Source organism: Fibrobacter sp. UWB3, assembly GCF_002210405.1.
Taxonomy (GTDB): Bacteria; Fibrobacterota; Fibrobacteria; order Fibrobacterales; family Fibrobacteraceae; genus Fibrobacter.
Window position 1 is genome coordinate 1 of sequence record NZ_MWQJ01000015.1, and the last position, 26,238, is coordinate 26,238.

At 47.5% G+C, this 26,238-nt stretch carries 18 protein-coding genes; 6 read left to right on the forward strand and 12 right to left on the reverse strand.

Annotation, left to right across the window (positions count from 1 at the left end; translation table 11 throughout):
* Positions 1–134: 134 nt before the first annotated feature.
* The 4 genes from B7991_RS13935 to B7991_RS13950 form a co-directional block, all read right to left on the reverse strand.
* Entirely contained in the window at positions 135–2,177 is a 2,043-nt protein-coding gene (locus tag B7991_RS13935) for a hypothetical protein (protein WP_088631369.1), read from the reverse strand.
* Positions 2,178–2,188: 11 nt separating this feature from the next.
* Complete coding sequence (locus B7991_RS13940) at positions 2,189–4,273, reverse strand: FISUMP domain-containing protein (protein WP_088631370.1); 2,085 nt, start codon at positions 4,271–4,273, stop codon at positions 2,189–2,191.
* A 27-nt stretch (positions 4,274–4,300) separates the two neighbouring features.
* Complete coding sequence (locus B7991_RS13945) at positions 4,301–5,152, reverse strand: TIGR02147 family protein (RefSeq protein WP_254917992.1); 852 nt, start codon at positions 5,150–5,152, stop codon at positions 4,301–4,303.
* Positions 5,153–5,350: 198 nt separating this feature from the next.
* A complete protein-coding gene (locus B7991_RS13950; RefSeq protein WP_088631371.1) occupies positions 5,351–5,794 on the reverse strand; it encodes a hypothetical protein in 444 nt (147 codons plus the stop codon).
* Between the two features lie 275 nt (positions 5,795–6,069).
* Here B7991_RS13950 and B7991_RS13955 point away from each other — a divergent pair, with 275 nt between their 5' ends.
* Positions 6,070–6,885: an outer membrane beta-barrel protein gene (locus B7991_RS13955; RefSeq protein WP_163442881.1), complete on the forward strand. Its 816-nt coding sequence runs from the start codon at positions 6,070–6,072 to the stop codon at positions 6,883–6,885.
* A 320-nt stretch (positions 6,886–7,205) separates the two neighbouring features.
* On the opposite strand, the gene B7991_RS13960 is transcribed toward B7991_RS13955, so the two are convergent.
* A complete protein-coding gene (locus tag B7991_RS13960) occupies positions 7,206–10,307 on the reverse strand; it encodes a fused MFS/spermidine synthase (RefSeq protein ID WP_088631373.1) in 3,102 nt (1,033 codons plus the stop codon).
* A gap of 201 nt (positions 10,308–10,508) precedes the next feature.
* Here B7991_RS13960 and B7991_RS13965 point away from each other — a divergent pair, with 201 nt between their 5' ends.
* On the forward strand, positions 10,509–11,732 hold the full coding sequence (locus tag B7991_RS13965; protein WP_088631374.1) for a YhcG family protein: 1,224 nt from the start codon (positions 10,509–10,511) through the stop codon (positions 11,730–11,732).
* A gap of 146 nt (positions 11,733–11,878) precedes the next feature.
* Positions 11,879–15,529 (forward strand): methionine synthase, encoded by a 3,651-nt coding sequence (metH, locus tag B7991_RS13970; protein WP_088631375.1) that lies wholly within the window; start codon positions 11,879–11,881, stop codon positions 15,527–15,529.
* Positions 15,530–15,583: 54 nt separating this feature from the next.
* On the opposite strand, the gene B7991_RS13975 is transcribed toward metH, so the two are convergent.
* From B7991_RS13975 to B7991_RS13985, 3 genes are read right to left on the reverse strand one after another with little or no spacing between them, the layout of a single operon-like run.
* Positions 15,584–15,934, reverse strand: coding sequence for a P-II family nitrogen regulator (locus B7991_RS13975; protein WP_088631376.1), 351 nt, complete (start codon positions 15,932–15,934; stop codon positions 15,584–15,586).
* A gap of 2 nt (positions 15,935–15,936) precedes the next feature.
* Positions 15,937–16,350 carry a hypothetical protein gene (locus tag B7991_RS13980; protein ID WP_041260092.1) on the reverse strand — a complete coding sequence of 138 codons (414 nt, stop codon included), beginning with the start codon at positions 16,348–16,350 and terminating at the stop codon, positions 15,937–15,939.
* Positions 16,351–16,358: 8 nt separating this feature from the next.
* Positions 16,359–17,891 carry a DUF1538 domain-containing protein gene (locus B7991_RS13985; RefSeq protein ID WP_088631377.1) on the reverse strand — a complete coding sequence of 511 codons (1,533 nt, stop codon included), beginning with the start codon at positions 17,889–17,891 and terminating at the stop codon, positions 16,359–16,361.
* A gap of 126 nt (positions 17,892–18,017) precedes the next feature.
* Here B7991_RS13985 and B7991_RS13990 point away from each other — a divergent pair, with 126 nt between their 5' ends.
* From B7991_RS13990 to B7991_RS14000, 3 genes are read left to right on the forward strand one after another with little or no spacing between them, the layout of a single operon-like run.
* Complete coding sequence (locus B7991_RS13990) at positions 18,018–18,563, forward strand: RNA polymerase sigma factor (protein ID WP_088631378.1); 546 nt, start codon at positions 18,018–18,020, stop codon at positions 18,561–18,563.
* The gene (locus B7991_RS13995; RefSeq protein WP_088631379.1) at positions 18,556–18,903 is read left to right on the forward strand and encodes a hypothetical protein; all 348 of its coding nucleotides are present in this window, start codon (positions 18,556–18,558) and stop codon (positions 18,901–18,903) included. The genes B7991_RS13990 and B7991_RS13995 overlap by 8 nt, the downstream gene beginning before the upstream one ends.
* Entirely contained in the window at positions 18,903–19,583 is a 681-nt protein-coding gene (locus tag B7991_RS14000; protein ID WP_088631380.1) for a Spy/CpxP family protein refolding chaperone, read from the forward strand. The genes B7991_RS13995 and B7991_RS14000 overlap by 1 nt, the downstream gene beginning before the upstream one ends.
* A 314-nt stretch (positions 19,584–19,897) precedes the next feature.
* On the opposite strand, the gene B7991_RS14005 is transcribed toward B7991_RS14000, so the two are convergent.
* From B7991_RS14005 to B7991_RS14020, 4 genes are all read right to left on the reverse strand, one after another.
* Positions 19,898–20,128, reverse strand: coding sequence for a hypothetical protein (locus tag B7991_RS14005; RefSeq protein ID WP_088631381.1), 231 nt, complete (start codon positions 20,126–20,128; stop codon positions 19,898–19,900).
* Positions 20,125–21,525: a DNA methylase gene (locus B7991_RS14010; protein WP_088631382.1), complete on the reverse strand. Its 1,401-nt coding sequence runs from the start codon at positions 21,523–21,525 to the stop codon at positions 20,125–20,127. Before B7991_RS14010 ends, B7991_RS14005 begins: the two co-directional genes overlap by 4 nt.
* A gap of 36 nt (positions 21,526–21,561) precedes the next feature.
* Positions 21,562–22,935: a diguanylate cyclase gene (locus B7991_RS14015; RefSeq protein ID WP_088631383.1), complete on the reverse strand. Its 1,374-nt coding sequence runs from the start codon at positions 22,933–22,935 to the stop codon at positions 21,562–21,564.
* A gap of 124 nt (positions 22,936–23,059) precedes the next feature.
* The gene (locus B7991_RS14020; RefSeq protein ID WP_254917993.1) at positions 23,060–26,188 is read right to left on the reverse strand and encodes a cellulase family glycosylhydrolase; all 3,129 of its coding nucleotides are present in this window, start codon (positions 26,186–26,188) and stop codon (positions 23,060–23,062) included.
* Between the last annotated feature and the right edge of the window lie 50 nt (positions 26,189–26,238).

The window sequence follows — 26,238 nt, forward strand, 5'->3', positions numbered from 1 at the left end:
ATAAACACATCTCCAGTGCAATGTCAAAAAATATTTTACGACAAAATACTCAATTGCATGTGTAAAAAACACATTCAATTTTATATGTAAGAAAAAAAGTATTTTCTTACATATCGCAACTTATCATAAACGCATTATTCAGTCCGGCCAAAAATATATTCCTCGAGAACATATTCACCAGATGTACATCTATAAACTTCACCAGGATCATGCGGCGCAGGAGGGAACACCGTCAAAACACCTTCTCTTTCCGCAGTACAAGGCACAGCTAGACTAGGCCGCGGATCATTGTGCAGATCAACTCCCGTTTCAGCAGTCCAGAAACCATTTCCACGATAGCGGTAATAATTTCGAGGCATGCAATAACTGTATTTTACATAATTGCCACCTATAGATAATTCATCATTATACCAACAGCTTTCAAGAAGTCCTCCAACACGGTCGCCCACCTTAGCATCCTTGGGCAAGTCAAGCATATCAAATTCCTCATCCGTCAGGCCCTCTTTTCGAAAGTCCGTATATTGGCGAGGTATAAGACTCTTTTGCAGCCATTCACCATACATGCACAAATAATATTTATCACCTTTCTTACGGTAAATCCAATCCTCATGAAAGGGACTATAATAATGCATCGGGCAGTAGCCCAATTCGGGATCTACTTTTGATTCCTCCCAGAGATCTATATCTTGCAGATCTGAATGCATAAACAAATAATACTGCATGCCATTTTCCGATTCAAAAGAGCATGTATCTCCAACAACCGTTTTTTCCGTAGTGCAATGATAATCTTTCTCATAGATTTTAGTCCACTCGCCATTGGAACAGGCATAATATGATGTAATTACATCAGCCCCTTTGCCAACAACGAATTTTTCTTTATCACCCTCATTCTCCGCCGTACATTTCTTGGTCATTTCGAAATAGTCTTGAACTTCCATCCAAACGCCATCGCCAGCATATACAAACACATATTCAGGTGGTCCGGAATTTGGCATGGATGCCCGGAATATATTCATCGTTCCAGTTTTGTGGCACAAGTCACCCACCTGCACACCCGCGGTATCACAGGTAAGGCGAATATCGCCACGAACCCACAAGCCTTTTTCACACCTACTATAAGTATAGCCTCCATATTTTGCGTTTCCTTCCCATACAACGTTGACCTCACCTTCATTTTTCGCAGTACATTCCACATCAACTGATTTAGAATAGACTTCATTACTTGAATAAGGAGCCCATCCGTTTTCAGTACATTTAAACGCAGATTCTTGAAAAGCCGAACTTCTACTGTCATCAATAAATAATTTCCTCATTCCAAGATTCGAAGCATCGCATTTGCCGAGGCCATACTGATTTGTCCAAAAGCGATTCACGTAGGTTTCAAATGCCGGAACATCGGCAATTTTCCACGATTCGATATTTTTACGAATCTCCGCAAGCTTTCCCGAACGATTCGCTTTGCAAGCAAAATCTGCAATCTTCATCTTGAGCAAGGAATCATTCCAAACGCCATCCACTGCAAAATCTTGGCCCATCAAGGCAAAACGTTCCATGAAACTAGCATCTGATTCATCACCAAGTAAAAGAACGTTGATTGCTAGGAGCGCCGCATCACCTTCGCTATTTCCAAAGATGTTCAGATATTCTACCTTGTCATAATCGACATCGGCATAAAAAGCTGCAAAAATTTCACGATCCGCTTGTCGTTTTGCCTCTTCAATGGACATATTATTTTGTTCCATCAGAGTCTGGACTCGTTCATATTCAAGATGCGTAAGCAAGTTTATATTCACTTTCGGCTGTTTACTGACATCAGCGAGAGCCTTCATGAATATTGAACCGTTTGACTTTTTCCCGGTAACCTCATTACGGTAATACCCGTTCACTTCAAGCAAAACATACGGATGATCCAGGGCCACATTTTCGATAGAAAAATCGCCCCTGTCATTTACCACTTTTCCTTTAAAGCTTTTGCCTGTTTGCGCAAGCGAATTTTCGTCAAGTTCCTGCATAGTAACCGAAGAACCTTCCAAGAAAGGCCCCTTCTGAGAAACACCGTTAATCGTTCCGTCAAGAGCATCGTTGCCGACAGAAACATTTTCTGACGAGCACGCCCAAAAGAACGTTCCAACAAGGAAAATCAATCTAGATGCAATAAATTTTTTGCAGTACATCATCTTAGCGCTCCTTAATAGTTGTACGAATCCGCATCTTTAACACAACGAACAGAATGTTTTTCCAATTTATCATCCAAAAGCATTCTCACGTCATATCTATTATGCTCTGCAGTATTCATGTTCACCACTTGTCCGGCCGGGACATTCTCCCCCAATGAATTTACAAAGACACCCTCAGTACTTGTCCAATAAGTATTTTTTTTGTCTTTCCCAAACAATTCGTAATATGGATAATCCGTTCTGCCAACATTATAATACACCACGGTCTGCAAACTATCCTCAGAAAGAACGAAAGAAGGATCATCCCCGTGCGACCTGAAAATACTTATCCATTCATAAATATTAGGCAGTCGCCATCCTTCAGGACAAGCATTTTCTACAGCATCGTTCCAAGAATAGAGCGAATCGCCTTTATAGCGCACATTTTCAACAAGGACATAAATTCGCCGCATACTGAGATACACCGATTCATTATCGATATAGTCAAATGAAACATTAGTATAGTGATACAATTGATTATCTCGTGAATCACTCATAACGTCATATTCTTGTATAGCTGCAAGGCTATCGACATCAAAAACACAGCGAACATAAGCTAATTCAGAGGAATACGGCCTAATTTCTGCTGTAGATGAATCTATCCACAGAACATATTTCGTGCCGCTAGAATCATCCGAAGAAATCCACATCGCCGTATTTTCGTTCAAACCTTCATATTCGCCATTTCCACCTAGCAAGGCTTGAAATCCAAAAACATCACGTTCATAATCATTCATTACAAGCAGAGAATCTGCAGCATTCTTACCCGCGCCGCCATAATATTGCAAAAGGCTTTCGACCTCACCATATTTAGGTAAACGGGATCCGTCCGGACACGCTTTCAAAGCAGTTCTATAATCATAGAGCGTTCCATACATTTCGCAATATCTAGGCACATCGCGATAGCATGCGTTTTTAGCATTACCGGTATCATGAAAATCGTATTTTAGATTTTCGGTCGCCCAAAAAACATCCCCTATTTCCTTATATTGAAGATTTTCGCGATTTTCTTCCACATATTTAACCGGATCCTCCGCAAGATACCATCGACATCCATAACCATTTCCTATACAATAATCATCATCGTAGTAACATACAAAATCTTGATTAAAGTATTTACTATGTGGGTTAGCAACTTTTTTCATATTTCCAGAATGATTTTTATCACACGGTCCAAGACCATATTCATTTATCCAAAATACATATAGGAGACTATCTATATAAGGAGCATGGAAGTATGACGGTTCATAAGGTATATTCCACGATTCCACATTGTCTTCAATTTTTGACAATATTGTTTCCTCTATATTTTTTATATGTTCTTCACTTTCAAGCTGATAAGCCCAATCAACCACTTCGCCCTTTTCTGGGCCTCGCCATTCACCACTTTCAGCAAAAGAACGTGCTGCCAACGCGAGGCGTTCAGAAAAGTCCGCAACAGAACCATTCCCCAGCATCAGCACGCTTAAAGCAAACAAAGCTTCAGAACCATCATCTCCTCCAGAAAAAACATTCATATCTTCCGGAGATTGCCAATCTTTTGTAAAACCGAACGACGAAAAAATTTCTGACTCAGCTTGTTTTTTAGCATCTGCAAAAGACAAGCCCTGTTTCTGAACAAGATTAAGAACACGATCCGTCTCTAGATGCGTAAGAACATTCACATTTACATTGTTACGGTTCGTCAAATCCGTAAGGGCATTTAAAGAAATCATGCCTTCAGAATTTTTTCCGGTAACTTCATTACGAAAATAGCCATTTACTTCAAGCAAAGCATACTGCGAAGCTAGATTCACATTCTTGACAGCAAAATCTCCCAAATTAGTTTTTACGCTAGTCTTGAAGCTTCTACCCGTTTGAATTAAAGTTTTTCCATCGAGTTCCTGAATCGTCACCGAGGACCCCACCAAGAAAGGACCCTTCTGCGTAACACCAGCAACTTCACGATCCTTAATCGCGACAATGCCTTCGGCTTCTTCGCTCGTGCCGCCCGCCATATTGCTTTCGGAACATGCCCAAAACAAAGCTGCAAACGCAAATAAATACAAATACTTCATACTCACTCTCACTCGTTTAAATTCAATTTATTTTTGAGCTTCTCTTATAGAAGCACTTTTGCAAATATTTTCCGTCAGCGGGAAAAGTTGCATGTTCAAACGGCAAACTTTTTCCACATTCTTATCTTCAGAGACAATCGACACAATGCGTTTACGGCACTGGACAAGCTCTTCAACAACTTTTGCATAGCTTTCTGCCGTCACGCCCATTGTAATACCGCTAAAGTTTCGTTCCGAAATAGGCAATTTGTCCAAAGCCTCCAAAGCAAATTCACCCATCTGGCGCAACAACGAATGAACGGCCACAGCAACGACGTTCAAGCGCCCCGTCGAGAGCGATTGATTCGCCTGGTGGTAATGTCCCTTGACATCACGCGTCAAAAGTCCAGACTTCACCAAAAAACTTAAACTTTCACTGACATCCGCTGCAGAAATCGGAGGCTTGCACATTTTGGCAATCTCGTTCGGTTTCGCCCCCGGCATCGCTACAGCAAGTTCACGGACAACAGAATGTTTCCACGTTTCATAGAAGGTGTAAAGCTCACTTCCAAGAATTTTCACACGGCTAGCTTCACAGAGCGCTTGCATTTCTTCAAAGCATTTTTTCTTTTCAAGATCCGTTTTTGCCCGTTCATAGCGCACCATCAAGACAAAATAATCACGTTCAAAATCGGACAAGTTCATTGCTTGAGCGGTTCTTTTTGCCCCTTCTTCGCGAAGCCTTGTCTTGCCATCGCAAACGAGCTTCAAGTGCGAACCAGAAGCAAACCCCGCCAATTTCGCAAATTCACGCCACGTAAACGCAGAACAGCGCTTCCGTTCGTGGTAATAATCCAACAAATATTCGCGATAATCTTTGTATTCGGTAATAGGCTTCATGATAGTAAAAATAAAAATTTGTACCGAACAACACAATAGCACTTTAAAAACAAAAATGGCGTTTTTAAGCAAATTTCGACAATTTCAAAATTCAATCTAAAAAATTTTAAAATTTTAAAACAAAAATAAGTTTTTATAAAACAAAGAAGCCCTGGAAGGCGGCCACCCATCCAGAGCTAAAATTAGAAGTCTACGCTGTTAGTTTTCACCGTTTCGCATTTCAACCTGCTCACGGTCCATGGTGTAGGTCAGATATTCTCTAAAGTCACGTTCGATTTCCACTTCAGGGGCTTCGTTAACATAACCGCCGAAAACATCAATAAGTTCTCGATTGTCCGTCCAGCCAAGCACATTGACAGCGTTAAACGTCATGGACTTATTGCCCGGAGCACTGGCTATATATTCAATCTTGGACTTTTCGACCCAGCCCTGTCCGCAGCTTCCTTTTACGAGAACTTCCGTGTCAGTGTCCCTGACAATCGTAAGAGCATCGTTAAAGCCTGCCGTGCACACGACCTTGCCACCACCTTTTTCTGAAGTAACATTGATATCACCCAGCTTAGACTTTACTTGCCTCGCCGCAAAAGAAGACGAGACCAGAACAGACAAAGCAAGGAACATCATCAACTTTGCGGTTTTCATGATTGACCTCCTTATTTATTAGGGTGGGACATCCACCCACTTTTCAAATTACAAAGTAAAGTTTACACAGACCACAAAAACCCTAGTTTAAATTAGAATAGAGACTATTCATCCCGTTTTCATTAGCCATGCCGAGCAAGAGGCGCACGCGCCCTTTCTGTAAACTTTCTTTTTCTATTTATTTAACCCTTATTAAAATATTTTTAAGTCGTTGAACCTCCACGATTTGTTATTATTTCGCCATGCTTTTAAAAAATTCTTGCATTCTCGCGTCCATGGTTTTAGCACTTTCCACAAGTGCATTCGCTCAAAGTTCCGATGATGATGAATGGGTTTCTGTCGATTCACCCAGACCCGCAACCAGCGAAAATAACTCCAGCTCTTACGACGGAACAAACGACAGCGAATTTGCAAATGACGAAGAATACGCAAGCGCATACGCTAGATACAAGACGCAGACTACATCGCGTTCCGAAATTAGCAAGCAGCGTAGTGAAGGGTTCTCACAGTCCGTGTTCCTTGGCGCACGTGTCCAGGGCGGTTTCAACACGTTCCTCGGTTCAAATTCCGACGGATGGGGCGCAGGCTGGAACGTAGGCGCAGGCCTTATCATCAAGATTTCGATGTTCACCAAGAACTTTAGCCTTGTCCCGGAACTCACGTTCAACTACCGCCAATACAATTACGAAAAAGACATGGACGTTTACACGAACAAGGCCAAGCTCAACATTATGTTGTTTGAACTTCCAATCATGTTCCGTTACACGTTCGAACAATACGACTTTTTTGCCGCAGCAGGTTTGCACCTCGGGCTTAAGCTGATGGGCGATACCGAATTCAGTTCCGAAGCCAACGGCGGCGTAGTGACCGGAAACGCCGACAAGAGCACCAACACATTCGTTTCAACGAACATGGAAGTTGGTATGGCCATCGAAGGCGGTTACATGCTGACACGCAACATTCACCTGAATCTTCGCGTTGTCCAATGCTTCACAAACCTTTTGAACCAGGGCTTGACTGTGGAACCGTCTTTCACGAACTCCACGCTACTCACCTTCTACACCAACGTCGGCGTATCGTTCCTGTTCTAGAGACCGTCATGTTGAGCCCACTGGGCGAAACATCCAGTGAAATTTCGCAACGGGAAAGTAACAAAAATCGCGGCATGAACTGCCGCGATTTTTGTTTTGAAAAATGAAATTTTTGAAAAAGCCCTGATTTTACGTGAAAACCTATTTTTCTTCGTAGTTATTCACGTAATTTTTCAACGTTGTACGTAATATTTTCAGCAATCAAGGAATTTTCACCATCAGGTATGCTACAAAACCGCCTAAAAGTCATTTTTTGTAGCACAAATAATGGAAAAAGTCCTCAACACGAGGACTTCAAATCTATTTTTGCGATAAGCCGATTACCTTCTGCGGATTCTCGGGATTTCCTTCTGGATGAGGAGTTTCTCGATCGGGGCAAATTCTTCGTGCGGCTTGATGGCTTCCTTGTAGAGCACGTCGGCAAGCGTCGGGTTGTGCGCGAGGAAAGCAATCAGAATCGCGTTGCGCAAGAAGAATTCATCCATCGCAGCGACTTCGTACTTCTCGTAGAAATTCGCAACATATTCCGCAGCGAGCCTGTAATCCTTGGCACGGGCAGCTTCCATGATGTTGAATTCATCGACAAACGATTCAGGAAGCACGTTTGCATTCACGAGATTGCGAACCTTAATGTAAACCTTGTTCGTATCGCGAGCTTCCATCGGGATGCCACGCATCCATTCCACATATTCCTCGCGGAACTTTTTCCAATCCAGGGAGGTTTCGTCCACCTTGAATTTCGGGCGCACAAGGCTATCCACTGCCGTCACTGAATCGACAGAATTTTCCGAAACTGCCGCAACTTTTGCAGAAGAAACAGCCGCGGAATCCGAGCCCTTTTCAGAATCATCCGCATTGGATTCGAGCATTGCCGAAATACCATCGAAAACTTTCTTGCGCTTTTTCACTTCCTTGATATATGCCAATAGCGCACGTTCGCGGTACTTGTCCGTACCCGCCTTGAGCATGGATTGCACCTTTATCGGGCGGCGCAACGCATAATCTGCCGAGTCCAAATATTCCGGCCAGCAAATTTCGCAGCTGTCGAACACCTGCACAATGCGCGCGTTCGAATGCACGAAGCGAGCTTCTTCAGCCTTGTTGTCGACAATCGGGATAAACGTGCTGTTCGGTTCCACACCATCCAGGAGCGATGTAATCATCTTCGACGTAAAGAGGAAATTCTGTTCGCCAAAGAAATCCGGTTCGCGGTGGATGCGCTTGAATTCCTTTACGAGCGTTGAATCCGTGCTGAAGCGTCCAATTGCACGCTGCATCACCGGTTCGTCACTAGCGACTATGATGATGTCCGGCTCCTCGGGAGCCTTGTACAAACTCACGTACGGGAACGCCACATCAAGTGCCTTCAAGATGTTGAGGAACAGCAAGTCATTGAATTCATACGTTTGAATCCACTGCACCCAAAGTCCGCCCGGTTTCATGTAACGGCGCATTTTCGTATAAAATTCATGGCTGAACAAGCTTGCCACACCGCTCACCCACGGGTTACTCGGCACGCTGATCATCAAGTCATACTTGCGACGGTTCGTGAGGAAGAACGTCTGCGCATCATCAATGAAAATGTGGATGCGCGGATCATCGTAGCCGCGAGCGTTCCACGGATAAAATCCGCGAGCGAGGTTCATCATTTCTTCTTCGATTTCCACGCAGTCAAAATCGCGCACTAGCGGGTCCGAGAGCAAGTAATGCGCACCCATGCCACTGCCAAACCCGACCATCGCCGCATCGTAAGGTTTGTCCTTCATCGCCATCGGCATAAATGCAGTCGCCGCCTGCGTGAGTTCATCGCCTTCAATCGGGCGTTCACGATTCTTGCTCATGCTCGCATCAGCCTTGCCGTTCGTCTTCACGTAATAATGCACGTCGGATTCATGGAAGCTGATCGTCGCCGTCTTGCCATCACGCACCACAATCTTTTCGTCCGGATGCAAATTCTTGTAAGCGCGGAATGCGCCCGACGTAATCATGTGCGGGTCGAAATTCACAAAGAACGAAGGCAAAATCATCACCGCCGTCATCACGTAAAAGAGCACGCTATAGCGGAACTTTTTGCGATAAATGACGAGCAAGATAAAGCCAATCATAAAGTCGAGCACAGCCGCAAGCACTAGCGAACCCTTGAGCTGCAAAAGCGGCAACAGCAAAAGTCCTCCGCCTGCCGAACCGAGAATCGAGCCCACCGTATTCCAGCCGTAAACCTTGCCAATCGGGGCTTCACTCTTGAACGCACGCGTGAGAATCAACGTAATGAGCGGGAGTGTCATACCCGCAAAGAAGCTCGTCGGCACCATCCACAAAATCGAAAGCACGTACTTGAAAATGCTCCAGCAAACGTAACCGTCGTTCGTCGTATTGAAAATCTGGTTCGCCACATTCATGCCTTCCCAGAAAGGCTTGTAGAAATATAGCGTACAAAGTGCAAAGAATCCCATGAAAATTTGCGCCAGCGAAAGCACCACGAGAGAGTCCTTCTTCAACAGCTTTCCGCTCACGGCACTGCCAATGGCAAGGCCCAAGATAAACGCCGAAAGCATCTGGTCAAAGCTGTGGCTCGAAGAGCCCATCAACAGCGAAAGCAAACGAATCCAGACGATTTCATAGACAAACGAAGTAAGTCCCGTAATCCCAGCAATCCAGAACCACATGTTCTTCGGCGGCATGGCGAGCTTATGTTCCGCCACATAATCTTCGTTGAGCGGTTCCGCGCGCATTTCGCAAACACTCGCCGCATCCCCGTCAGCAGTCGCCAGCGCACCAGCCCCTTCTTCTTCAAGTTCTTCCTCGTACGTCGAAGGCGTCGTATAGCCGATAAAGCAGAACACCGCAGCAAGCAAGAAGTTGATTGAAGCCGCGACGCAAAGCGTGATGTGGTTTCCGAGTTCCGGAATCAAGATGTAGCTTGTGAACAAAATACCAATGGCACTGCCGAGGCTATTCGTAAAGTAAAGCATCGGGAGCGAGACTTCGGCACCGCTCTTGCGCATAAGACCCGCCGCAATGAACGGGAACGTCATGCCCACCGCAATTGCAATCGGGAGCGTCGAGCCCGTCGCCAAAACGACCTTCAGAATTTCAGCACCACGCGAACTCAACCCCGCCACAAAATTCGAATCGTAAAAATAATCCGTAATCCAAATGTACATCGGGTGGTAAATGATGCCGCCAATGCCAATCGCAAGCTCCACCGCCGCATACCCGAGCAGCGGTCGCTTCACGCGCTCCACAAGCTTGCCCGCAACAAAACTGCCAATCGCAAGCCCGCCCATATAAATGCAGAGCGTGAGCACCTGACCATAGCTCGAATGTCCGAGGAAAAGTTTAAGGTACCTGGCCCACGAACCTTCATAAATGAGTCCCGCAAAACCAGAAAGAGCAAATAGGGCGTAAATTACAATATTCATGGAGCAAATCTATACTAATTAAGTAGTTATAACTTCGCTTGCACCTCATTTCCCTGTAATTTTTTGGAGATGTAAAATTTCCTTAGGCCCCTTGCCAACTTTGGCACATATGCTACATTTCTGCTGCGGTTCCTAATAGTGTAGGCTCCGAAAGGCATTTGATGATTATCAAATGTTTTTCTTTTTTTCAAAGGAGTCTCTATGTCTAAAAAGAAACCCGTTCCGTCAAAGAGTAATACGAACCTAAACGCCGACTTCATAACGGATTTGAAAAACATCGTTTCTACGGCACGGAACATGAGCTTTCGCGCAGCAAATCTGATGCAGGTTGCCTGTAATTGGTTGCTAGGCTGGCGAATTGTAGAACAGGAACAGCAGGGAAAGGCGAGAGCTGATTATGGGAAGCGTATCATTGAGGAGGCTTCCAAAGTTTTGACCGAAAATTTCGGTAACGGTTTTTCCGAGACTCAACTTAGAAATTTCAGAAAATTTTATCAAATGTTCGGTTTTCTGCAAATTCAGCAGGCATTGCCTGCTGAATTCAAAAATGAGATTCTCAAGATTCAGCAGACATTGTCTGCTAAATCAATACAATCGCCAAAGCGACAGTCTGATGCGCTTATTCAACAACAAGTAGAACAACCGTTGTTACCTCAATTATCATGGAGTCATTACGAATGCCTTATGCGCGTTGCCGACCTCGAAGCTCGAACGTGGTATATGCAAGAAGCCTCTTCGCAACAATGGGATTATCGCACCTTAAAGCGGAATATTGCATCTCAATATTACTATCGGTTAATGCAGACGCCCAAGGCCAAAAAGGCTACCGTTCTCAAGGAAATGAAAAAGCTGACTGCCGATTATCAAAAGGAACGTTCAGAATTTATCAAAAATCCTTTGATTGCAGAGTTTCTTGGAGTAAATCAGGAAGCCGCGGTGACTGAGTCGACATTGGAAAATGCAATTTTGAATCACTTACAAAAATTCCTGATGGAAATGGGGAAAGGCTATGCTTTTGTCGGTCGTCAGCAACATATCCATACAGAAGATGATGACTATTATATCGACTTGGTGTTTTATAATTATATGCTGAAATGTTTTGTCTTGATAGACTTGAAAACAAGAAAAATATCGTACGAAGATGTAGGGCAAATGGACATGTATCTCAAGCTCTACGACACCTACAAAAAGACCGAAGGAGACACCCCGACAATTGGCATAATTCTCTGCTCCGACACTAACGCCGATGTTGCTCGTTTTTCAACTCTTGCGACAAACAAACGTATGTATGCGGCAAAATACTTGACTTACATTCCATCTAAGGAAATTCTAGCTCGCGAAATTGAAATGCAAAAGGAGCTGTTTATTGAACAGCATGAAAAAACTAAAAAAGGAAGGGTTTGTTCTCTATGGAATCCACACTAGCCCCAATTATTCCTGCCATTTCACTAGGAATATGTAATTTAGGGTATTATGGGTTCATGGCTCGTGACAGCACGCCGAGCATTTTCTATTTTTATGCATAAAAGTAAATATACGCATAAATTCGAATTTTAAACACGGAAATCAAAATGACTCTTCGCGAAGCGTTTGAATCAAAGATGATGCTGCTCGATGGCGGCATGGGCTCCGTTATCCAGACTTACGGGATCAAGGGCGCCAACAACGACATGCTCTCCATCGAAAAGCCCGAGATAATTCTCGACATCCAGCGTCGTTACGTGGATGCAGGCGTGGATTGCCTCACCACGAACACGTTCTCGAGCCAGCGCGTGAGCCAACACGAATACCACCAGGAACATCGCATCGCCGAGATGAACCGCGCTTCCGTGAAAATCGCGAAGCAGGCCGCCGAAGAAGGCTTCAAGAAGTACGGCCGCAAGGTCTATATTCTGGGCGACGTCGGCCCCACAAGCAAGATGCTTTCCATGAGCGAAGACGTGAACGACCCGGCTAGCCGCGCCATCACATTTGATGAACTCGAAGATGCGTACTTGGAACAAATTTCCGTGCTCATGGAAGAAGGCGTTGACGCCATCCTCATTGAAACGATTTTTGATACGCTGAATGCGAAGGCCGCCCTCAGCGCTTACAGCAAGGCAAACGATGCGCGCATTGAAGCCGCAAAAGCTGCAGGCACTCCCGAAGCTGAAATCAAGCCAATCGAAGTCATGCTCTCGATGACCGTGAGCGATGCCTCCGGCCGTACACTTTCGGGCCAGACGGTCGAAGCTTTCGCCGTGAGCGTGATGCACATGCACCCGCTTTCCATCGGCTTAAACTGCGGTCTCGGTGCAGACGGCATGGTGCCGTACCTCCGCCGCATGGGCGCTATCGCTCCGTGCTACCTCAGCTGCCACCCGAACGCAGGTCTTCCGAACCAGTTCGGCGGTTATGACGACACGCCCGAAGATATGGTGCGCCTGATGCGAGTTTATCTGGACGACAAGCTCGTAAACATGATTGGCGGTTGCTGTGGCACAACTCCGGAACATATCGCCGCGATGCGCCAGATGCTTGATGCGCTCCCGGCCGACTACAAGCGCCGTGAACCCGCACCCAAATATGTCACTAGCCCACGCCTCCGCCTTGCGGGGCTCGAACCGTTGTTCAGAGAACAGGTTCGCCCGAGCAACGGCGCCGACAGCTGCAATGCCGATGATTTCGTGAAGGTCGGCGAACGTTGCAACGTCGCGGGCTCCAAGAAGTTCCTGCGTCTCATCAACGAGAAGAATTACGAAGAAGCGCTCGACATCGCCCGCAAGCAGGTCGACGACGGCGCGGACGTCATTGACGTCAACATGGACGATGGCCTCCTTGACGCCACCGCCGAAATGCGCACATTCTTGAACTTGATTGCATCTGACCCTGCCGTGAGCCGCGTGCCTATCATGGTTGACAGCTCCCGTTTCGAAGTCATCGAAGAAGGCCTCAAGTGCATCCAGGGCAAGAGCATCGTGAACTCGATTTCCCTCAAGATGGGCGAAAAGGCGTTTATCGAACACGCACTCACCGTGAAGCGCCTCGGTGCTGCCGTGATTGTGATGCTTTTCGACGAAGAAGGTCAGGCAACAAACTACGAGCGTCGTGTACAAATTGCGTCCCGCGCTTACGATATCATGGTAAAGCAACTGCACTTCGACCCGTCCGATATCATTTACGACCCGAACGTTTTGACGGTCGCTACCGGCATGGCGGAACACAACGCCTACGCCATTGACTTTATCCGTGCTGTCCGCTGGATTATGGACAACCTCCCTGGCGTCCGCATCTCGGGTGGTCTTTCGAACCTTTCGTTTGCATTCCGCGGCAACAACTACTTGCGCGAAGCAATGCACACCACGTTCTTGCATTACGCTATCCCGAACGGCATGGGCATGGCGATTATGAACCCGAGCGCGATTATCAAGTACAAGACAATTCCGCTTGAACTCCGCATGGCGATTACCGAAGTCATCTTCAACACGGAACCGGAAGCAAGCGAAGAACTCATCGAAATTGCAAGCCGCATGACGGCCGCCCAAGCCAAGGCAAAGGAAACTGGCGCCAAGTACGACCCGAAGGCGATTTTTGCCGTAAGCACAGGCGCAAGCACATCTTCTGACGAAGGCAATGCCGCCGCTGACGCCAAGCCCACCACACCCGAAGAACGTTTGCAAGAAGCACTCCTCAAGGGAACATCCACAACACTCCAGCCAGATTTGATGGAACTCATCAACCGCGGTGATAGCCCGGTTGGCATTATTTCTGGCCCGCTGATGGATGGCATGAACGAAGTCGGCCGCCGTTTCGGCGAAGGCAAGATGTTCCTCCCGCAAGTCGTGAAGACCGCACGTACCATGAAAAAAGCTGTGGAAATTTTGCAGCCTTACATCGAAGCGGGCAAAGATGCAAACGCATCGAGCCGCGGTAAAATCGTCATCGCGACCGTCAAGGGCGACGTGCACGATATCGGCAAGAACATCGTCTCCGTGATTATGGCTTGTAACGGCTATGACATGGTGGACCTCGGCGTGATGGTTCCTGAAGATGTCATCGTCAAGGCCGCAATTGAAAACAAAGCAGATATTTTGAGTCTTTCCGGCCTCATTACGCCGTCGCTCGAAGAAATGTGTACGGTCGCAAAGGCCATGCAGGCCGCCGGTCAACGCATCCCGATCATCGTCGGTGGCGCCACCACCTCGCCCACGCATACCGCCGTGAAAATCGCCCCGTGCTATGATGGTCCCGTTTTCCACGTGCGCGACGCCGCAAGCAATCCGGGCCTCGCCCAGAAATTGCTCGACCCCGCCACTCGCGAACAAACGATTCAAGAAAACCGCGAAGAGCAGCAGCGCATCCGCGACAAGCAAAACGGCATCAAGACCGAAGCCGCAAACGCCATGGCCGCAGCAGCCTCCACGCCGGAAGAACGCCGTTTCCAGTACGACTGGAGCAAATACCAGCCGGTACAGCCGCCGTTCATGGGCGAAAGCAAGCTCCCGCCGATTCCTATCGAAAAGATTATCCCGCTCATCAGCTGGGAATACTTCTTCTTCACTTGGAAAATCAAGCCGGACGAAGAAGAAGCCAAGAAGCTCAAGGCCGATGCTGAAGCGCTCATCAAGTCACTCACAAAGCCCGAATACGCCCTCCGCGCCGTTCAAGCATTCTACCCTGCTGCCGGTACTGAAAAGTCCGTTATCTTTAACACGGGCCGCACAGGCACGGACGAAGACTTCGTTGAAGTCTCGACCGCACGCCAGCAGAATCCCGAAGGCACTTGCCTTGCGCTCTGCGACTACGTCGCTCCGGCAAACGCCAATACCGCAAGCGTTTTCGCCTCCCCCGCAGGCAAGGACGTTTTCCGCGACATCGTCGGTGCATTCGCAGTGACCATGAGTGACACGTTCGTCAAGCGCTTGGAAAAGCTCAAAGCAGAACAGGGCGGCAGCGATTACGACGTTCTCCTCATGCAGACTGTCGCCGACCGCCTCGCCGAAGCAGGCGCTGAATACTTGAGCCAAGAACTCGACCGCACAAGCGGCTGGAAGGGCATCCGCCCGGCCGTCGGCTACCCCGTGCTCCCGAACATCAAGGAAATCTTCAACGTCGCAAAACTCATCGATTTCAATAGCGTTGGCATCAGCCTCACCGAAAACGGCGCCATGTACCCGCAAGCCTCCGTGAGCGGCCTCTACATCAGCCACCCCGAAATCGATTACTTCCAGGTAAAGGTGTAACGCAAAACGTCATCCTGAAAGGCGTAGCCTTGAAGGATCCAGTGGCTGTACTCTCTACTTTTTCTCTTCTGGTGCTTTGTGCTCCGCCTTCCACGGCGTAAGCCCAACGACATTATCGACCGGGAGCGCAAATGCAATCCCCTGCCCCATCGTATTAAGGCCCGCTTTTTCGTAAAGCGAATGGAGCACAGCATCCTTCACGTTCAGCGGCACAAGAATCATCACGACTTCCTTTTCGGGCTGAATCGCGATATGGAAAAACGCTTCGGCTTCTTTATTTGCCGTACCACGGGCATTCAAGACCGTGCCTCCACGGGCACCCGCCTCTTTAGCGGCTTCCATCACAGTATCGGAGAATCCGTTATTCACAATGCAGATAATCAATTCATGTGTATTCGGTTTCATAATTACCCTCTCCCTACCTGAGATCGGTTGTCGCTCAAAAAGTTAAATACCGACTTGCCAATAACGCTTGACATCGGAATCGTGTAAGCAATGCCCTTGCCGTTCACAATCGTCCTGAATTTTTCTTCCAGGCATTCCAAGACTGCAGGCACATGGTCTTCACCAATGATGCTGATAATCACCGCACGTTCAGAGTCCGCAAGCCCAAGTGCCGCCATGATTTCGCGCGGAGCCGTTCCGTGGCCGTAAAACACGAACTGCATATTCGCACCAAACGACTGGATGTAATCCATGTAGAAGTCCGCCTTTGAACGGTTCACCGTCGTCACGAGAATCTTAAGGCGATTCATCGAGACTTTGGAATGAACCTTTTGAGGCATCGCCCGTTTCAAAACATTCTTTACTGTTTCAACCATCGTAGCCTCTACACAAAGTCAATAATCTGTTCGTCATCGGCATCCTGCAAGCGACGCATCATAATCCTGTTGCGCCAAAGCCTTGCCACAATTGCCTTGAAACCAAGCACCTGGATCGTAATGAGCGGAGTCATTGCGACCATCGCCACAATGCCAAAAGCATAATTCAAAATCGAATCGCCGCCGTCGTGAATCACGGAGCAGGCGCCAATTGCCAACGGCAGAATAAAGCTCGAAGTCAACGGACCACTCGCCACGCCACCGGAGTCAAACGCAATCGCCGTATAAAGTTTCGGCACAAAGAACGAAAGGCCCAGAGAAATGAAGTAGCCAGGCAACAAGTAATAAATAATCGGGAACCCGATAATAATGCGAAGCATCGAAAGACCAATCGAAATACCCACGCCCACCGAGAGTGCAATCAGCATCGAGCGCTTAGTCACAAGGCCACCCGTCACTTCTTCGACCTGCTTATTGAGCACGTGCACCGCCGGTTCTGCAAGCACCACGACCATGCCGATGATAAACCCAGCCGCCACAAGCGCATGCGGGCGTTTTGCAAGTTCACACCCGATTTCAAAACCGATTGGCAAGAACCCGACCGTCACCGCCGTCAAGAAAATCACAAGCCCGAAAAACGTGTAAAGAATCCCGACTCCCACTTGCACAAGCTTCACCATCGGGAGCTTGAGCACAGTCCATTGCAGCGCCCCGAAAAACACGACAATCAGCCCAAGCGCCACAAGCACTTCACGGGCAATCACCATCACCGCAGGCAAAAAGTTGTCGCCAAGGCTCGCATCCACCGAGTATGCCGCCGTCGAAAGCTCATACGTCAAGTCGCCCTTCGAAAATACGACCAAGCCCATCAGCGCCAAAATCGGGCCGACTGAGCAAAGCGCAATCAGGCCAAAGCTATTTTCCGAAGCATTCTTACCGCCAATCGCACCCGCAACGCCAACGCCAAGCGCCATGATAAACGGCACCGTAATCGGCCCCGTCGTCACGCCGCCCGAGTCAAACGCAAGCGGCACAAATGCGTTCCGCCCGACAGACACCATAAGCATCCCGAGCATAAAGAGCACCATGTAAAAGAAAATGATAATCAGCGAAAGGTCTTTCTTGAATACGATCTTCAGAATCGCAAGGAGCAAAAAAATCCCAACCCCCACGCCAATCGTCGAAATCAAAAGAATCGGCCGCACGGCATTTTTCACCTGTTCCGCAAGCACGGACAAGTCAGGTTCTGCAACCGTAATGAGCACGCCCATCACAAAGCAAACCGAAACGAGCAACAGGAGCCGCCGCGACTTGGTAAGGCCCGCCCCCACATACGCTCCCATCGGCGTCATCGCAAGGTCTGCCCCCAGGTTAAAAAGTCCAATACCGATAATCAAAAAAATGGCGCTAACCGTAAAAACAATCTGCTCTTTCAGCGAAAAAGTCACAAGCGGGGTATGCGACACCACCAGCACAATAAGCGTAATGGGCAAAACAGAGGCAAAAGCCTCTTTCAATTTTTCAAAAAGAATTTTTTGCATCGCTATAAAATATATTTTATTTCTTACTCTTCTTGTCATGCCCGCCTCCGAGCGGGCACCTCCTTTTAAAAAAAATTTCAGCATCCATGCAACCGCCCGTAAACCCCACGCATCAAAATTAACGAAATGGACGAAAAAGTCATCATAAAGAAGATTCAACAAGGAAGTCGTGAAGCCCTTGGCGTGCTGTGGAAGTCCCATAGCACGAACGTTCTGAACCTCGCGTTCAGAATGCTCAAGAATCGCGACGAGGCTGAAGACGTCTTAATGGACATTTTCGTCTCAGTTCCAGGGAAAATCCAAAAGTTTCGCGGCGATAGCGCTCTTAACACCTGGCTATACCGCCTCACCGTCAACGAGTGTTTGATGAGGCTCAGGTCCAAGAAGCGCCACGCCGAACTCGAAGAAGAACATATCGAGATCGTGACGAATTCCGCTCTCGGGAGCAAGCACGAGGAACAAAAGGATTACGACCCGGAACTCTTGGAAATTGGACTGTCAAAGCTCTCCGCCGAAACGCGAAGCATGCTCTGGCTCAAGGACGCCGAAGATCTTGGCATCAAGGACTTATCCGAGATCTACAACATGCCCGAAGGCACCATCAAGGCAAGGCTTAGCCGAGCAAGAACAGTCGTCAAGAACTTTTTACAGGAGAACCTGAACTATGCATGATAAAATCGATTTTTCAAGACTCGAAAGAATCGAACCCAGGAAAGGCTCCTGGGAAACCGTCTGCGCTAGACTCGATTCTTCTGAAAAAAGAAAGATTTTGAACTTCATCCAGACACGCACCAAGTACGTGCTTGCCGCAAGTTTTACCATCATTGCATTTTTCACGACATTCATGACATTTACGATTAACTCCATGGATTCTGAAGATGTCCTCATCAAGAACGTCGCCTCTGACGAACTCGTTTCTTGGTACGGGAATCTCGGCGAAAAGAGCGATGACGAGCTCGAAAATTTGGATACCTACAACTCCATCAGCTATTTATTACAGGAGACTAAATAATGAACGCTTCCACCAAGACATTCTTCGCAAGCATCATCATCCTTGCTTGCTCTCTCGGATTTGCCATTGGCGCCTTCTGCTTTGCAGACCGCGGCTTCGGCGCATCTTGCTGCTCCAAGCAGTCCACATGCACGCCCTCGCATAATCAATGCGCCTGCGGTTGCGAAAATCATGACTGTGCCAAGAACGACTGTTCTTGCAACTGCTGCAAGCGCGGCGGCATGCATCATGGCAAGCACCACGGCGAATTCCATGGCGAACGCTTCCATGGCAAGGACTTCCGCGATGGCCGCCCTGAAGGTCCGCGCGAACACTTCAAGGAAGGCAAACATTTCGACAAGAAGTTCGACTTCAAGAAAGGCCCGGGCCCGGAATTCATGGATTCCATTCTCCAAGTCACGCACGAACAAAGAGCTGCACTTGACAAACAGCGCATTGTAATGGATTCCACATTCAAAGCCCTCCGCAAGCAAAAGATGGACGCCGAAAAGGCTTTGCACGAAGCGCTCGACAGCAATGACGAAAAGCAAATCATCGCAGCCAAGGCAGGCATCATCAAGGCTCAGGAAGCATTGCTCGACCACAGAATCAACGGCGTAAGGAATTTCAACAAGATCCTCACCAAGGAACAGCTCGAAAAATTCAAGAGCTTCCATAAGGATCACCGCAACCATCCCTAGAATTTAATTTTCATGATTCCTTAATAAACAAGCCTCCGGTCACCCGACCGGAGACTTTCTGTTTTTACAAACGATTCACAATCAATTGCATTTGTCTTTTCACGTCATTCTGAGGGGCCTGCCCCGAAGATACGAGAGCAAGGCGAATGAAGCAGGTTGCTTGCAAACCTATTTGACGCTTTGCGTCACATCTTGAACTCAGAAATAGTCAAATAAATTTGACTGCTTCATTCGTTTTTCGATGTTTTCTGAGCCGAAGCCTCGGACGCAAAGCGTCAATCCAGTAATATCTATGACTGGATCCTTCACTTCGTTCAGGATGACGAAAGAACACCATCTACATCTTCCCACATGTTTTCATCGCGGGTAGCATCCAGATGTTGTTCCGCAGTCTCAGCAATTTTTTCATTGTGGCCGCGAAGTGCTGCAAACGGGCTGAAAATCTTTGCACGATTCGCCACAGACATTCTCGGGTGCTTCATCAAGAAATTCCAGTCATTCCGCGGATACGGCAAATCAATTATATCCTTATAATCGTCAATCATGCTTTGTGTCCTCCGATTTGCTGGTTGCGCTCGCGGGTGGTCGCGCCCTCTTGCATATCCATTCCCTTGAAAATCGCGTTCTTGCCAAAGCGCTTTTTGATGGCGATTTGCGCCTGCATCATCTTCTTCTCGCGTTCAATCTTTTTCACGTCCGTGAAGAGATCGTAACTCTCTTGCGTTGCTTCCAAAACATTATTCGCCGTGAGGTTCAAGCGCTTCACCGTAAGTGACGGATTCATGATGCGGTCCGCAAGTTTCATTACCGCTTCCGCAATTGTCGATGCCGACGAAGTGTAATTCAAAAGCGGAGCCGTCCCATGCGCAGGTTTCGGGATTTCACGCCCATAATTATCGATAACCGTTTCGCCGTGATAAATTCCCTTGTCCACATTTTCGCGGTCATAGCCCACATGAAGCGTAAGGCCATTCGTGACCAAGCCTTTTTCCACAAGATCAAGCGCAAGCGTATCGACCATTTCACGGATGACGATTTTCGCCTTGGCACAGTCGTATGCACAACTTAAAACTTGCCCACCGCCGATGCTATGCGTCTTGGATTTGTACTGCTTGATTTCGGCAATGCCACACGGTTCATAGCCCCACGCATGGTCAATCAGAATTTCAGCATTCACGCCAAACATCTTGTAAAGCGCATCGGGATGCTTGATGCTTGCACGCGCAAGGTCGCCCATCGTAAAAATGCCACGCCCGTTATTCAAGTAGCAATGTGCAAGGCGCTCCGCAATGCCGCGCCCCAATTGCCAAAAACTCGTAATCGGCCGATGGCCCCAAAGTTCCTTGCGATACGTCATCTCGTCGAGTTCAGCAATGCGAACGCCATCCGCATCAGGAGCCACGTGTTTCGCCATCACGTCCATCGCAATTTTGCAAAGGTAAAGGTTCGTCCCGATGCCCGCCGTTGCCGTGATGCCCGTCGTTTCAAGTACATCGCGGATCATGTCTTTTGCAAGTTCCCGCGCCGACTTCTTGTACATCGAGAGGTAATGCGTCAAGTCAATAAAGCACTCGTCAATGGAATAGACATGGATATCGTCTGCACTCACATATTTCAGATAAACGTTAAAAACGCGGGTGGAATATTCTACGTACTTTGCCATTTGTGGAGGAGCCACAATGTACTCTACATCCTTGCCCGTCCGGCGTTTGACTTCACGCACCTTCTGGATAACTTCAAACAAACGTGCTCGCCCAGGAATCCCATAAGCTTTGAGGCTTGGGCTCACTGCAAGGCAAATCGTCTTTTCGGTACGGCTCGCATCCGCCACCACAAGATTCGTCGAGAGCGGATCAAGTCCGCGGAGCACGCACTCCACAGACGCAAAAAACGACTTCAAGTCGATAGCAACATAAGTACGTGTTTCGCGCGGCAATCTCATACGTCAAATATAGAAATTACTGCACAAAAAGACACTCTACCGGTATTTCAATTCCGGGTGAGCTTCGTAGTAGCCGTTCTTGAAGGCATACATGCGTTCATCCGCTAAGCGCATGGCCTTGCGGATATCCTTCTTGCCATAGCACACGCCAATCGAGAAGCGGACATTTTCCGTCTTGCCCGACAAGAAGTGCACACGGGCCACACGGTCCTGCACTTCATCTTCACTAATCTCGTTCACGAGAATCATGAATTCATCACCGCCAGCACGGTACACCACACCATCTTGGAACACACTCTGCAAAATGGAAGCAGCGGCACACAACATCTTATCGCCCGCAGCATGACCTTGTTCGTCATTAACGCGCTTTAAGCCGTTCAAGTCCGCAAAAAGCACACCCTGCGGCACAGGTTCGTTTCCAGCAACAATTCGATCCACGCGGTTGTTCATCTCGTTACGGTTTCTAACACTCGTAAGCGTATCAATCGTGCTAAGGACTTTTAATTTATCCAAGAGCAGATAGTTCGAAATTTCAGAAGCGAGGAAGAACGTTGTGAGTTCAAGCGTTTCCTTAATCTTCAAAACGTTTTCGACATTGAAATTCAAAGCCCACATGTAACCGAGCAGTTCACCGCCATGGCGAAGCGGGAACAAGACAACTGTCTTCACACCTGCCTGGTCGAGAGACGCCTTCCAAACCGGATTTTGCTCCTGCAGCTTTTCCATGTCGTGTTCATCTTTTACGATAAGGCAAGTACTACCTGCAAGTGTATCCGGCCATGTCTGGGAAATCGCATAAAAGTTCTGGACATAGCGAGACATGAGCTTCAGGTCCGATCCTTCGCGGAGGTATTCTGCAAAAACCGCACAATTCCTTTTTTCGTCATCCGTCAACAAGACACAGCAATGGTCCGATCCACAAATGGTGCCAATATCCTCGATGACTTCCTGAAACGCCTGTTTAACATTTTCCGCCCCTCGCAACTTGATGCACGCCTTGAGGACATCGGCAGCGGTATCTGCAGAAAGGTCCGCCATTGCCGAAGAATCCGCCTTGGGCGCCACTTCATAACAATAAAGGCAATACCCAACATTTTCCTGGTCGGAATCCAACGGAAGGAGGAACATGTTGAGCCAGAGGCCCATCATGTAAAGGTCCACGTAAGCATGGAGAGGCTTGCCATCGCGAATGCAACGGAAGCAATGATCTTCGAAATTCGGGTTCTTGGGGAAGCAGGCTTCGTAAGGGCTGCCGGGCTCAAACGGGTGGTTCAGCGCCGCCATGTCGTCACAGTGCGCCTTGTTGCCCGCGACTACGCGAATATTCCCATACGTCCCGTCCGGAAAAAATTCGACGGAAACGACGCAGGCTTTCGCCCTATAATGCGACAACAGAACATCAAAATCCATATTTCAACTCCCCACGATTTTTTTGGCAGGTCTTATTAATATATATCTTTTTAAATAGAATATACAGCCTCATCGGGGGCCAAAAGCCCCAAAAAACGCAATTTTGGTCATAATTTCGGTACTTTTAAACTCTGACGATTCGATGTCCCAGATTTTTCCACAGGTTGCGAATGTACTCGTCGCCAAAACGCAAACGTTGCGGCAAAGTCGGGGTGCGGTCATAGAGCATTTGCACATACTCGTCTTTCTGACCTGCGAAATCGAGGATTTCAACGGTATAGACGCTCGGCACATCCGGGTTACACGAATGACGAATTGAAACAACAGTCCCCTTGACATTCAAGTCATAGCCATTCGTAGAAATTCCAAGTTCCACTTGCTCGCCTAAATAAAGCACGTCCACTTCATCGGTAAAGACATCCACCGAATGCTCAGTAAGCCTGGTTGTCACGCCATCAACATCCATCCCATTGCATTTGTGAAGCGTAACAAGTTCGGCGGCAAAAACCTTCACATTTTCACCATCGGAATCGCGGCCAAAGCCAAGGAACAAACACATCGTGAGGTAATACGAATTGCGCACAAGCCAGAACAGCACCGCCAAAATTCCGATGTATTTAAACGCCACCATCATGTAAGTCATGCGAACAATTCCCGCAAACGTAAGCACCAAAAGAACAACAAACGGCACAAGGCTTCGCTTGTCAACAACTCTACGGAAACTTGCCTTTTCTTTTTTCGTCACCTTAAACTTGGAAAGCGTTATGCCAAACACCTCCTTCACGACAGGCATCAAAAGGAACGGCATCACAGAAGTCTCGTAAATACCGCTCCACTGCGCCGAAATTTTGCCTTGGCTCGTGACACGGAGCGCCAGAATTTGCAAGATGTGCATCGGCAACCAGAATAGAGCAAGGTCCACAAGCGTACACTTGAAAATCGGAATGCAGAACACAGCAAACATCAACGGCGAAATCAGGTAAATCAAGTTCTTGAGTGGCGAGAACCAGTAAAGCACAGAGTTCAAGTAGCTCATCTTTTGCGACACATCCAATTTGCGGTTGCGCAAGAACTTGAGCTGCTTTGCAGTGGCAATCACGCCGCGCCCCCAGCGGGTGCGCTGCTGCACATGGTCCTGGAACGTCGATGGCGCAACGCCCGACGCAAGCGGTTCAGAAAGTCCAAGGCTCACATAACCCGCCGATTCAATCAGCATGCCCGTCGCAAAGTCTTCCGTAATAGACTTTGTATAGAATCCACCAATATCTTCGAGCGCCTTGCGAGATATAACCGTATTCGAGCCGCCGTAAATTACGCTGTTCGTCGAAGTTTTTGCAGCCTCAATCACATCATAGAAATAATCCTGTTCATTTGGCACAACGCGTTCGGCATAAAGATTGTGCTGAAACACGTCAGGCGTATAAAAGCTTTGCGGCGTCTGGATAAAACCTAACGAACGGCGGCGTTCTTCTGGCAATCTCGCATTGATGCGATCGGCATCGACAAAGTACGGGATCGTCTTGAGCAAGAACTTACGCTGCGGAACCATGTCGGCATCGAACGTCACTACATACGGCGAACGCGTCCGAGCAAGAGCTGCATTCAAGTTCCCTGCTTTCGCGCCCTCGTTATTCGGGCGATCAAAATAAATCACGCCGAGTTCTTCGGCAAGCGCGCGCATTTCTGGGCGACGGTTGTCATCACACAGGCAAATATGAACTTTGGACTTGTCCGGATATTCCATGTACTTGCAGCCGATAATCGTCTTGCGCAAAAGTTCCACAGGCTCGTTGTACGTCGAAATGAAAATATCGACATCCGGGAATTCTTCATCCGCAATTTTCGGGAGCGGATGATCGCGCAACTTGAGCAAACCACCGTAATGGACAAATGATTCAAAAAAGCCGAGAACCTCTACAACGAGCAGGAGAAAACTCCCCACCACAGCTATCCAGCCATAAGCATACGGAATCGAGCACGTTACACGCCAACAAAGATAAACGAGCGTGCAAAGCGAACTAAACAAGAGAAACATATCGCCAAGAATCACCTTGAGCGGACTCTTATTAAACTTTTTCGCAGCTTCGTCCGTACTGTACTTCAGCAAATCATCGTAAGAGCGTATTACTTTGTTTTTAGAACGTTTTCTATACTTTTCCACAGCAAGACACAGAATGAGGAAAATAAACAGAGGCCCCGCAAACATAAGCCATACTTTGTGAGGCTTAGAACGCGCAAGAATCTTGAAATTTTCAATCGTACTATATTCAAGCGTAATCTTATCAATCGGCGTCCCTTGGAACAGCGCCTTTGCAAAACGTCCCGAAATTGTCAAATCACCATCCGTCAAATATTCCACAGCACGGGAATCATCACGGATCATCGAGGATTCTTCTTCTTTATTCGAAAGATTCCAAATGGTATAGCTTATATGCAAGGAGTCAATCAAGCTATACCAAATCCTTACATTTTCAAAATCAATTTTTCCATCACCCGATTCTTCGCAAAGACCACTTTCCGTAATAAATATCGGCGTTCCTTGTTTCACGACATTACGAAGTTTTGCACGAAAGACATAAGTATGCGAAGTTGCATAAAAATGGAACGAATACATCACGTTTTCAAACGGAACCGGATCCTCTGCCGGGTACTGGATTTCACGAGCATAGTTTGGCGTACCAATGACAATCAAGGCATCGGGTTTGTGCCTGCGAATCACCGGGATAACGACATGCGCATATTCCTTGATATCCTCCCAAGTGCAGTCGCCATTGGGCTCATTGCAAATTTCAAAAATCACGTTCGGGACGTTTGCATATTCCCTAGCCATTTCGTTAAAGAAAGAAATCGCCTCGGCAAGATACACATTAGGATTCTGATCTTCTAGAACATGCCAGTCCACCAAGACGTACATATCGTTTGCAATGGCATATTCAATACCCTTGCGCAAAATTTCCAAATTCTTTTTGCGATTGCCCTCTACATAATCCTTGGAATACATGGCAAGGCGAATAAGGTTCGTATTCCACTCTGTGCTGAGCTGTTTGAACAATCCGTTGTTCACGAACTGCGGAAACCATGTGAGACCGTGGGTGCTTGCGCCCTTGAGAACGACGACATTCCCATGCTCGTCGTGAAGCTCCGTACCCACGACATGAAGTTTACCGTTCGTCGATGGACGCGCAACAGGAGTCGCCACCGCAAATGAGACAAACGACAGAACCAAAAGAGAAATAAAGATAACCTTCCGCATAATCATAATATTAAGATATCAAAATTATAAGCGTAATGCAATAAAATTTC

Excerpts from the sequence above, each read along its gene's own strand:
- B7991_RS13980 (WP_041260092.1), bottom strand. The coding sequence starts at position 16,350 with ATGGTTGAAACAGTAAAGAATGTTTTGAAACGGGCGATGCCTCAAAAG.
- B7991_RS13990 (WP_088631378.1), top strand. The coding sequence starts at position 18,018 with ATGGACGAAAAAGTCATCATAAAGAAGATTCAACAAGGAAGTCGTGAA.
- B7991_RS13965 (WP_088631374.1), top strand. The coding sequence starts at position 10,509 with ATGTCTAAAAAGAAACCCGTTCCGTCAAAGAGTAATACGAACCTAAAC.
- B7991_RS13975 (WP_088631376.1), bottom strand. The coding sequence starts at position 15,934 with ATGAAACCGAATACACATGAATTGATTATCTGCATTGTGAATAACGGA.
- B7991_RS13945 (WP_254917992.1), bottom strand. The coding sequence starts at position 5,152 with ATGAAGCCTATTACCGAATACAAAGATTATCGCGAATATTTGTTGGAT.
- metH (WP_088631375.1), top strand. The coding sequence starts at position 11,879 with ATGACTCTTCGCGAAGCGTTTGAATCAAAGATGATGCTGCTCGATGGC.
- B7991_RS13960 (WP_088631373.1), bottom strand. The coding sequence starts at position 10,307 with ATGAATATTGTAATTTACGCCCTATTTGCTCTTTCTGGTTTTGCGGGA.
- B7991_RS13950 (WP_088631371.1), bottom strand. The coding sequence starts at position 5,794 with ATGAAAACCGCAAAGTTGATGATGTTCCTTGCTTTGTCTGTTCTGGTC.
- B7991_RS13940 (WP_088631370.1), bottom strand. The coding sequence starts at position 4,273 with ATGAAGTATTTGTATTTATTTGCGTTTGCAGCTTTGTTTTGGGCATGT.
- B7991_RS13995 (WP_088631379.1), top strand. The coding sequence starts at position 18,556 with ATGCATGATAAAATCGATTTTTCAAGACTCGAAAGAATCGAACCCAGG.
- B7991_RS14015 (WP_088631383.1), bottom strand. The coding sequence starts at position 22,935 with ATGGATTTTGATGTTCTGTTGTCGCATTATAGGGCGAAAGCCTGCGTC.
- B7991_RS14005 (WP_088631381.1), bottom strand. The coding sequence starts at position 20,128 with ATGATTGACGATTATAAGGATATAATTGATTTGCCGTATCCGCGGAAT.
- B7991_RS14010 (WP_088631382.1), bottom strand. The coding sequence starts at position 21,525 with ATGAGATTGCCGCGCGAAACACGTACTTATGTTGCTATCGACTTGAAG.
- B7991_RS13935 (WP_088631369.1), bottom strand. The coding sequence starts at position 2,177 with ATGATGTACTGCAAAAAATTTATTGCATCTAGATTGATTTTCCTTGTT.
- B7991_RS13985 (WP_088631377.1), bottom strand. The coding sequence starts at position 17,891 with ATGCAAAAAATTCTTTTTGAAAAATTGAAAGAGGCTTTTGCCTCTGTT.
- B7991_RS13955 (WP_163442881.1), top strand. The coding sequence starts at position 6,070 with ATGGTTTTAGCACTTTCCACAAGTGCATTCGCTCAAAGTTCCGATGAT.
- B7991_RS14000 (WP_088631380.1), top strand. The coding sequence starts at position 18,903 with ATGAACGCTTCCACCAAGACATTCTTCGCAAGCATCATCATCCTTGCT.
- B7991_RS14020 (WP_254917993.1), bottom strand. The coding sequence starts at position 26,188 with ATGCGGAAGGTTATCTTTATTTCTCTTTTGGTTCTGTCGTTTGTCTCA.